Source organism: Scandinavium sp. (genome assembly GCF_051650185.1).
Lineage (GTDB): Bacteria > Pseudomonadota > Gammaproteobacteria > Enterobacterales > Enterobacteriaceae > Scandinavium.
Map to the genome: position 1 here is coordinate 1 of NZ_JBOFIN010000065.1, position 9,264 is coordinate 9,264.

A 9,264-nucleotide genomic window follows, 5' to 3' on the forward strand; every position below is an offset into this window, starting at 1 on the left:
GGACGGTAAACCACTCGCTCCAGAGTGGAACAGCCTGCGGTCAACATCAGAAGAACCGCTGCGGCAGCAGTCAGCATTTTACAGCGCATAGTGATTTCATTCCTTTTCGGGCCCGAGCAGTTCACGGCTCAATTGTAATTTGACGATGATAATAGACCTTTCATCACATTAAAACCTTGTCGTCCGGTCTGTTGTCGTTTTTTTGTTGTGAACTGAGACTCTCCGATTGCGAAAAAGTTTATGCCGCCAGCAACTCTTTGGCGTTTGCCAGCGTGTTACGGGTGACTTCGCTGCCGCCGAGCAGACGCGCCAGTTCTTGTAAGCGAGCGCGTTTATCCAGTGGTTGCATATGGGTTTCCGTCATTTCGCCGTCGGTTTCTTTGCTGACATAGAAATGATGATGGCCACAGCCAGCCACTTGCGGCAGGTGCGTGACGCACATGACCTGAGTCGAATCGCCCAACTGGCGCAGCAGTTTACCCACCACAGCAGCGGTTGGCCCGCTGATCCCCACATCGACCTCATCGAAAATCAGCGCCGGGGTTTCCATTTTCTGGGCCGTAATCACCTGAATGGCCAGCGCGATACGTGACAACTCACCGCCGGAAGCCACTTTGGCAATGGGCTGTAACGGCTGACCTGGGTTAGTGGTGACGCGAAACTCAATGCGATCGGCGCCTTCGGCCGTGAGGTGGTTCTCCTCGAATTTCACCTCAATGGTGAACTTGCCGTGTGGCATGGAAAGCAGATGCATGCTTTCCGTGATAAGCCCGGCCAGCTCAGCGGCGCTCGCCATGCGTACGGTATGCAGCAACTGCGCGGTTTCCAGGGCCTGCTGGTGATGTTTACTCACCGCCAGGCTCAGCGTTTCCAGTGAATCCGCCTGATCGTCAAGCTGCTGCTGTTCATCCAGCAACGATTGATGGAATGCGGGCAATTCTTCAGGGCTAACGTGGTGCTTACGCGCCAGCGCTATCTGACGTGAGATACGTTGTTCGAGTTCGAACAGGCGGTTCGGGTCGAGCTCTAATCTGTCGCAATAGTGACGGAGCTCGTCGCTGGCTTCACTGAGCTGGATGGCGGCTTCTTCCAGCATCTCCAGAACACCTGAAAGTTTGCTGTCCATGCCTGTCAGCTCGGTCACCATTTGGCGGGCGCTGTAGAGCTGGCTTTGCAGATTGGCCTCTTCGCCGTCCGCCAGCAGGTTCAGCGCCTGCTGACTGGTGCTCAGCAGCTGCCCGCTGTTTGCCAGACGCTTATATTCTTCATCTATCTGTTCGAATTCGCCCGCCTGAGGCTGGAATTCATTCAGCTCTTTAAGCTGGTATTGCAGTAGCTCGGCACGCGCGGCGCGTTCGTGACTCTGCTGTTGATGTTGTGCCAGGTCCCGGCAGCTTTGATGCCATTGACGGTAGTGATCGGCCATGCGCTGAGTAAGCACGTACTCACCGGTGTAGCCATCAAGCAGGGATTTTTGCTGCTCCGGTTTTACAAGCTGCTGGTGGGCATGCTGGCCATGGATTTGGATCAGCAATTGACCCAGTTCGCGCAATTGCGATAACGGCACGGCAGTGCCGTTGATAAAGCCACGGGAACGGCCATCGCTGCTGATCACCCGGCGAAGTAAACACTCACGTCCGTCTTCAAGCTGATTGGCTTCCAGCCAGCGCAGGGCGGCAGGGGTGTCTTTCAGGGCAAAGCGGGCGCAGAGATCGGCTCTGTTAGCGCCTGCCCGAACCATATCGCCTTCCGCGCGGCCACCCAGGCACAACCCGAGGGCATCTATCGCAATAGATTTACCGGCCCCGGTTTCCCCGGTGATGGCTGTCATTCCGCTATGAAAATCGATTTCAAGTTCGCGTACGATGGCAAAATTGCTGATGGTCAGTTGTGCTAACATAGCCGTCTTCCTGTATGAAAAACCATAACTGTATTTTCATACAGTATAAACTGGTTTTTTATACAGTAAAGAGGCGAGTTCGAAATCAGAACAATTTTTTTGACCAGCCGAGCTTTGAACTCAACGTGTTGAAATAGTTGTAGTCTTTAGGGTGGATTAAGTTGAGGTGATAGTCGCAGCGGCGAATCAGCACATCTTCACCTTCCTGAATCGGCAAGGCAATTTGGCTGTCGCAGCTGATTTCCAGATCATTGCGTGGATGGGCGAAGCGCAGGCGGATGGTGCTGCTGCTGTTGATGACCAACGGGCGTGCCGTTAGGGTGTGCGGGAACATGGGTACCAGCGTTATCGCGTCTAAAGATGGCGTCAAAATGGGGCCACCCGCAGAAAGTGAATAGGCGGTGGAGCCTGTCGGCGTTGAGATAATCAAGCCGTCTGAACGCTGAGAGAACGCAAAGACTTCATCGATATACACTTCGAATTCAATCATGTGCGCGACTTTACCGGGATGCAGCACCACTTCGTTGATGGCGGTGCTGATGCGCTTCTGGCAGTCATGCTGGCAGACCTGGGCTTCAAGCAGAAAGCGCTTCTCGGTGATATAGTGGCCTTCGAGGACGTCTGCCAGTTGCTGCTGAGCGTTGTCCGGGTCGAGATCGGTCAGGAAGCCAAGGTTGCCACGGTTAATGCCGATGACTTTAATGTCATAGCGAGCCAGCGTTCGCGCGGCGCCCAGCATGTTGCCGTCACCGCCGACGACGACCGCCAGATCGGCCTGCTGGCCAATTTCCGCCAGGGTCCCGGTCGCGACGTTTTTCAGCTGTAACTCGCGGGCAATTTGTTGCTCGACAATGACATCGTAGCCTTTGGTACACAGCCAGCGATACAGCATTTCATGTGTGGTGAGCGCGGTAGGATGGCGGGGATGACCAACAATACCGATACACTTGAAATGATTGTTCATTTTCTGGAGGTCCTTGTGCCGAATGAATGATGACAATGTGCCTGCTTCCCTTGAATCCCGCAGCGCGATCCCCATAATAAGCGAAGTCAGCGAGTGATTACCAAAAAACGCGGAGAAATTCATGAGTAGTAAAGAACAGAAAACGCCTGAGGGGCAAGCCCCGGAAGAAATTATCAAGGACCAGCATGATGAAGTTGAGGCCGTAGAGTCTGATGCTTCTGCTGAGCAGGTGGATCCGCGCGATGAGAAAATTGCGAATCTGGAAGCTCAGTTAGAGGAAGCGCAAACTCGCGAGCGCGATGGCATGCTGCGTGTTAAAGCCGAGATGGAAAACCTGCGTCGTCGTACCGAACAGGACGTTGAGAAGGCGCACAAGTTTGCCCTTGAGAAGTTTGTGAACGACCTGCTACCGGTTATCGACAGTCTCGACCGCGCGCTGGAAGTGGCTGATAAAGCGAATCCAGAGATGGCGCCAATGGTGGAAGGTATCGAACTGACGCTGAAATCCATGCTCGACGTGGTGCGTAAGTACGGTGTGGAAGTGGTGGGCGACATCAACGTGCCAATGGACCCGAACGTTCACCAGGCAATCGCCATGGTTGAATCAGAAGAGGTTGCCGCAGGTAACGTACTGATGGTGATGCAGAAGGGTTACACCCTGAACGGGCGTACCATTCGCGCGGCGATGGTTTCCGTCGCGAAAGCGAAGGCTTAACCCTGCCTCTGTAGTGCCGGGGGCGGCTGCCGCCTGACCCCCGGCCTACAGCGATATAGCTTCTTTTATTCCGCTGCGCTTTCCCGAATCGATTTCACCGGCACCACTTTCACCTGCTTAATCATGTTGTCCTGAACGTCGAGAATATCGATATCGAACTGGTTGATGCGCACGCGTGTGCCGATGGCCGGGATCTCTTCCAGCGCTTCCAGAATCACGCCGTTGATGGTGCGGGCTTCATCTTCCGGGAAATGCCAGTTGAAGGCTTTGTTCAGCTCGCGCACGTTTGCGGTACCGTCAATAATCACCGACCCGTCGTTTTGCGGTGTGACTTCTTCCGCCAGTGACGGCGACATCGACGTGGTGAAATCACCGACTATCTCTTCCAGAATATCTTCAACGGTCACCAGGCCCTGGATATCGCCGTATTCATCGACCACCAGACCTGCTTTCTTTTTATTACGCTGGAATTTGACCAGTTGGGTGCTGAGCGGCGTGCCTTCCGGTACGTAGTAGATTTCATCCGCGGCGCGCAGCAGGATCTCTTTGGTAAACTCTTTTTTCTCGGTCATCAGGCGGTAAGCTTCGCGCACGCGCAGCATGCTGATGGCATCATCGAGCGAATCTCTGTAGAGCACGATACGCCCGTGTGGCGAGTGGGTGAGCTGACGAACGATGGATTTCCAGTCGTCATTGATGTCGATGCCGACGATCTCGTTGCGCGGGACCATGATGTCGTTGACGCTGACTTTTTCCAGATCCAGCACCGACAGCAGCATGTCCTGATTACGGCGAGAGATTTGCGAGCGTGACTCGTTCACAATCGTGCGCAGCTCGTCTTTACTGAGCGCAGCGCTGATCGACGTGTCGGTTTTGATGCCCATCATCCGCATCAGAATGCGGGTAATGGTGTTGAGGAACCACACCAGTGGCATCATCAGCACTTGCAGCGGGGCTAACAGAAAACTGCTGGGATAAGCCACTTTTTCCGGATACAGCGCAGCGATAGTTTTCGGCAGAACTTCTGCGAAGACCAGGACCACAAACGTTAAAACGCCGGTCGCGATAGCCACACCGGCATCGCCGTACAGACGCATCCCCACAATCGTGCCCAGCGCAGATGCAAGAATATTGACGAGGTTGTTGCCAATCAGCACAAGGCTAATCAGGCGGTCGGGCTTACGCAGCAGTTTTTCGACACGTTTTGCCGCACTGTTGCCCTGTTTTGCCCTATGACGCAGCTTGTAGCGGTTGAGCGTCATCATCCCGGTTTCCGAACCCGAGAAGTAGGCAGAAATAAAAACCATGACGACAAGCGTGATGATTAGCGTCGTGGTTGAGATATGTTCCAACGGAGATTCCTTTAAGTCTTAGCTGACAAACTGCTGCAGAACACGGCTGCCAAAATAGGCCAGTGTTAACAATCCTGCTCCCGCGACGTTAAACCACACCACGCGGCGTCCTCGCCAGCCTTCATGATAATGACCCCATAACAACACGATATAGACAAACCACGCGATGATGGAAAGGACCGCTTTGTCGATATTTTCCACACTGAACAGATTGTGCAGATAAAACAAACCGGTACACAGGGTCAAAGTGAGCAGAACAACGCCGACCTGGGTGATGTGAAACATCTTGCGCTCAATGCTCATCAGCGGCGGCATTTCGCTGCTGAAGGCCAGCTTTTTGTTCTTAAGTTGATAATCAATCCATGCCAGTTGCAGAGCATAAAGTGCCGCAATGATTAATGTCGCGTAAGCAAATAGCGACAGGCCAATATGCACCATCATGCCCGGTGTCGCTTCCAGATGCGTGATGAACTCGTTGGGCATAAACGTCGCGAAGGCGAGGTTAATCAACGCAAACGTGTAGATGACAGGCAGAAGCAACCAGCCGCGATTGCGGGACGCAACAATGGTCATCACCGTACAAATCATCAGGCTGACAAGCGAACCGACGTTCAACAGGCTGAGGTTTTGTCCGTTCTCGCCGCCCGGTAAAATTCTCGCTTCCAGCGCAAAGGCGTGACACACCAGCGCAATCACCGCAGAAAGTATAGCCATGCGCCGCCAGCCGCTGTTTTTTTGCAGCAGGGCAGGGATGATCAGCGCGAGGCTGATGGAGTAAGCGACGAGCGCGAGCAGTGCAAAAACAGGCATAGAAATGTTGTTGTCGGCATGGTTGAAAGAGAAGCAGTATAGCGTCACGCGACGCATGCTCCAACCGTTGCATCACAACTCGGGGCGTGTCGTGTTATACTCCGGCAAAATTCTGTGACTGTGTCGCGAGCTGCGACCGAACGTTTCCACCTCAGGCGAGAGACAATGTTTGATAATTTAACCGATCGTTTGTCGCGTACGCTGCGCAACATCAGCGGCCGCGGACGCCTTACCGAAGACAACATTAAAGACACGCTGCGCGAAGTGCGCATGGCACTGCTTGAAGCCGACGTGGCGCTGCCCGTCGTGCGTGAATTCATCAACCGCGTGAAAGAGCGCGCGGTGGGTCATGAAGTTAACAAGAGCCTGACGCCAGGTCAGGAGTTCGTCAAAATCGTTCGTAATGAACTGGTTTCGGCGATGGGCGAAGAGAACCAGGTTCTCAACCTCGCCGCTCAGCCGCCAGCCGTGGTGCTGATGGCGGGCCTGCAAGGTGCCGGTAAAACAACCAGCGTAGGTAAACTGGGTAAGTTCCTGCGTGAAAAGCACAAGAAGAAAGTGCTGGTTGTCTCTGCGGACGTTTACCGTCCAGCGGCAATCAAACAGCTGGAAACCCTGGCTGAGCAGGTTGGCGTGGATTTCTTCCCGTCAGACGTTGCGCAGAAGCCAGTGGATATCGTTAACGCTGCGCTGAAAGAAGCGAAGCTGAAATTCTACGACGTGCTGCTGGTGGATACCGCCGGTCGTTTGCACGTCGATGAAGCGATGATGGACGAAATCAAGCAAGTCCATGCGTCGATCAACCCAGTCGAAACGCTGTTTGTCGTTGATGCGATGACCGGCCAGGATGCCGCGAATACGGCGAAAGCGTTTAACGAAGCGCTGCCGCTGACAGGCGTCGTGCTGACCAAAGTGGACGGTGACGCCCGCGGCGGTGCGGCGCTGTCGATTCGCCATATCACCGGCAAGCCGATTAAATTCCTCGGCGTCGGCGAAAAAACCGAAGCGCTGGAGCCGTTCCACCCGGACCGTATTGCCTCCCGTATTCTCGGCATGGGCGACGTTCTGTCGCTTATCGAAGATATCGAGAGCAAAGTTGATCGCGCTCAGGCTGAGAAGCTGGCGAACAAACTCAAGAAAGGCGACGGTTTCGACCTGACAGACTTCCTTGAGCAACTGCGTCAGATGAAAAACATGGGTGGAATGGCGAGCCTGATGGGCAAGCTGCCTGGCATGGGCCAGATCCCGGACAACGTTAAAGCGCAGATGGATGACAAGGTGCTGGTGCGTATGGAGGCGATTATCAACTCCATGACCCTGAAAGAACGCGCCAACCCGGACATCATCAAAGGTTCCCGTAAACGCCGTATCGCCGCAGGCTGTGGCATGCAGGTACAGGACGTTAACCGTCTTCTGAAACAGTTCGACGACATGCAGCGCATGATGAAGAAAATGAAGAAGGGCGGCATGGCGAAGATGATGCGCGGTATGAAAGGCATGATGCCGCCGGGCTTTCCGGGGCGTTAACGCGCTTTAAAAGATTGCTTTTTGCGCCGAAATGAGTAAAATTTTCGGGCTTTTAATATGACACCGGGCTCCGTCCCTCGATGGGGCCCGGTGTTTTATTCACACAAGAGGATGTTATGGTAACTATTCGTTTAGCACGTCACGGCGCAAAAAAGCGTCCGTTCTACCAGGTTGTCGTTACTGATAGCCGTAATGCACGCAACGGTCGCTTCATCGAGCGCGTTGGTTTCTTCAACCCACTGGCTAGCGGTGCAGAAGAAGAAACTCGCCTGGATCTGGATCGTATCGCTCACTGGGTTGGCCAGGGCGCTACTGTTTCCGATCGCGTAGCAACGCTGATCAAAGCTGCAAACAAAGCAGCTTAATCTGTCACGGTGGTCATGATGAGCAAGCAACTCACCGCGAAAGCCCCAGCCGATCCTATCGTGGTTGGTAAAATGGGTTCTTCCTACGGTATTCGTGGTTGGCTCAGAGTGTTTTCCTCCACCGAAGACGCCGAAAGCATTTTTGACTATCAGCCCTGGTTAATCCAGAAGGCGGGTCAGTGGCAAGAGGTCGAGCTGGAAAGCTGGCGTCACCACAATCAGGATCTGATCATCAAGCTGAAAGGTATTGAAGATCGGGATGCCGCGAATCTGCTGACCAATTGTGAAATTGTCGTGGATTCCTCGCAGTTGCCGACGCTGGATGATGGCACGTATTACTGGAAAGACCTTATGGGCTGCCAGGTTGTGACCACTGAAGGCTATGATCTCGGTAAAGTCATCGACATGATGGAAACCGGATCGAATGACGTTCTCGTCATTAAAGCAAACCTGAAAGATGCGTTTGGTATCAAGGAGCGGTTGGTTCCGTTCCTCGATGGGCAGGTTATCAAGAAAGTCGATCTCACTACTCAAACCATTGAAGTAGATTGGGATCCTGGTTTTTAAGACCTCCGGATTACCGGTAAAAGACGACATGATGGGGAAAGGCTTGTGTTTATTGGTGTAGTTAGCCTGTTTCCAGAAATGTTTCGCGCGATTACCGACTACGGGGTAACTGGCCGGGCCGTAAAAAATGGCCTGCTGAACATCCAGAGCTGGAGTCCTCGTGATTTCGCTCATGACCGACACCGTACCGTGGACGATCGTCCTTACGGCGGCGGACCGGGGATGTTAATGATGGTGCAACCCTTACGGGATGCCATTCATGCAGCAAAAGCCGCGGCAGGTGAAGGCGCAAAGGTGATTTATCTTTCACCTCAGGGACGCAAGCTTGATCAAGCGGGCGTCAGCGAACTGGCAACGAGTCAAAAATTGATTCTGGTGTGCGGTCGCTACGAAGGGATAGATGAGCGCGTGATTCAAACCGAGATTGACGAAGAATGGTCTATCGGCGATTACGTTCTCAGCGGTGGTGAGTTACCAGCAATGACGCTGATTGACTCCGTCTCCCGGTTCATTCCGGGGGTTCTGGGCCATGAAGCTTCGGCAACGGAAGATTCTTTTGCTGATGGATTGCTGGACTGTCCACACTATACCCGTCCTGAAGTGTTAGAAGGGATGGATGTCCCGGCAGTTTTACTGTCCGGTAACCATGCCGAGATACGTCGCTGGCGTCTGAAGCAGTCGCTGGGCCGGACCTGGCTTAGAAGACCTGAACTTCTGGAAAACCTGGCTCTGACTGAAGAGCAAGCAAGGTTGCTGGCGGAGTTCCAACGGGAACACGCACAACAGCAGCATAAACATGATGGTGAGGCGTAAGCCCCCAATTATCAGTTTACCCAGGATAAGAGATTAAATTATGAGCAACATTATTAAGCAAATTGAACAAGAGCAGATGAAGCAGGACGTACCTTCCTTCCGTCCGGGTGATACCGTGGAAGTGAAAGTATGGGTTGTTGAAGGTTCCAAAAAACGTCTGCAGGCATTCGAGGGCGTGGTTATCGCTATTCGTAACCGCGGTCTGCACTCTGCATTCACTGTTCGTAAAATTTCCAACGGCGAAGGCGTTG

General features: G+C 53.5%; 10 protein-coding genes and 1 pseudogene. 6 read left to right on the plus strand and 5 right to left on the minus strand.

Going from position 1 to position 9,264, the window contains the following annotated elements:
* From ACRCWW_RS08055 to nadK, 3 genes and pseudogenes are all read right to left on the minus strand, one after another.
* A pseudogene (locus ACRCWW_RS08055) lies at positions 1-89 on the minus strand (outer membrane protein assembly factor BamE); the annotation flags it as partial.
* A 149-nt stretch (positions 90-238) separates the two neighbouring features.
* Complete coding sequence (recN, locus tag ACRCWW_RS08060) at positions 239-1,900, minus strand: DNA repair protein RecN (RefSeq protein WP_438681944.1); 1,662 nt, start codon at positions 1,898-1,900, stop codon at positions 239-241.
* Between the two features lie 85 nt (positions 1,901-1,985).
* The gene (gene nadK / locus ACRCWW_RS08065; protein WP_330985165.1) at positions 1,986-2,864 is read right to left on the minus strand and encodes an NAD(+) kinase; all 879 of its coding nucleotides are present in this window, start codon (positions 2,862-2,864) and stop codon (positions 1,986-1,988) included.
* Between the two features lie 121 nt (positions 2,865-2,985).
* On the opposite strand from nadK, the gene grpE reads away from it, so the two are divergent.
* Positions 2,986-3,579, plus strand: coding sequence for a nucleotide exchange factor GrpE (gene grpE / locus ACRCWW_RS08070; RefSeq protein ID WP_438681945.1), 594 nt, complete (start codon positions 2,986-2,988; stop codon positions 3,577-3,579).
* Between the two features lie 65 nt (positions 3,580-3,644).
* On the opposite strand, the gene ACRCWW_RS08075 is transcribed toward grpE, so the two are convergent.
* Both ACRCWW_RS08075 and ACRCWW_RS08080 read right to left on the minus strand, forming a co-directional pair.
* On the minus strand, positions 3,645-4,931 hold the full coding sequence (locus ACRCWW_RS08075) for an HlyC/CorC family transporter (protein ID WP_438681946.1): 1,287 nt from the start codon (positions 4,929-4,931) through the stop codon (positions 3,645-3,647).
* 18 nt (positions 4,932-4,949) lie between these two features.
* Positions 4,950-5,741, minus strand: coding sequence for a cytochrome C assembly family protein (locus ACRCWW_RS08080; protein ID WP_438681949.1), 792 nt, complete (start codon positions 5,739-5,741; stop codon positions 4,950-4,952).
* Between the two features lie 165 nt (positions 5,742-5,906).
* On the opposite strand from ACRCWW_RS08080, the gene ffh reads away from it, so the two are divergent.
* From ffh to rplS, 5 genes are all read left to right on the plus strand, one after another.
* Complete coding sequence (ffh, locus tag ACRCWW_RS08085; protein ID WP_330985169.1) at positions 5,907-7,268, plus strand: signal recognition particle protein; 1,362 nt, start codon at positions 5,907-5,909, stop codon at positions 7,266-7,268.
* Between the two features lie 116 nt (positions 7,269-7,384).
* Positions 7,385-7,633 carry a 30S ribosomal protein S16 gene (rpsP, locus tag ACRCWW_RS08090; protein WP_022649067.1) on the plus strand — a complete coding sequence of 83 codons (249 nt, stop codon included), beginning with the start codon at positions 7,385-7,387 and terminating at the stop codon, positions 7,631-7,633.
* An 18-nt stretch (positions 7,634-7,651) separates the two neighbouring features.
* Positions 7,652-8,200, plus strand: a complete 549-nt coding sequence (gene rimM, locus ACRCWW_RS08095) for a ribosome maturation factor RimM (protein ID WP_438681947.1) — start codon at positions 7,652-7,654, stop codon at positions 8,198-8,200.
* 45 nt (positions 8,201-8,245) lie between these two features.
* Positions 8,246-9,013, plus strand: a complete 768-nt coding sequence (gene trmD, locus ACRCWW_RS08100; protein WP_330985171.1) for a tRNA (guanosine(37)-N1)-methyltransferase TrmD — start codon at positions 8,246-8,248, stop codon at positions 9,011-9,013.
* Between the two features lie 40 nt (positions 9,014-9,053).
* On the plus strand, positions 9,054-9,264 hold a 211-nt coding region (gene rplS / locus ACRCWW_RS08105; protein ID WP_438681948.1), incomplete at its 3' end, for a 50S ribosomal protein L19.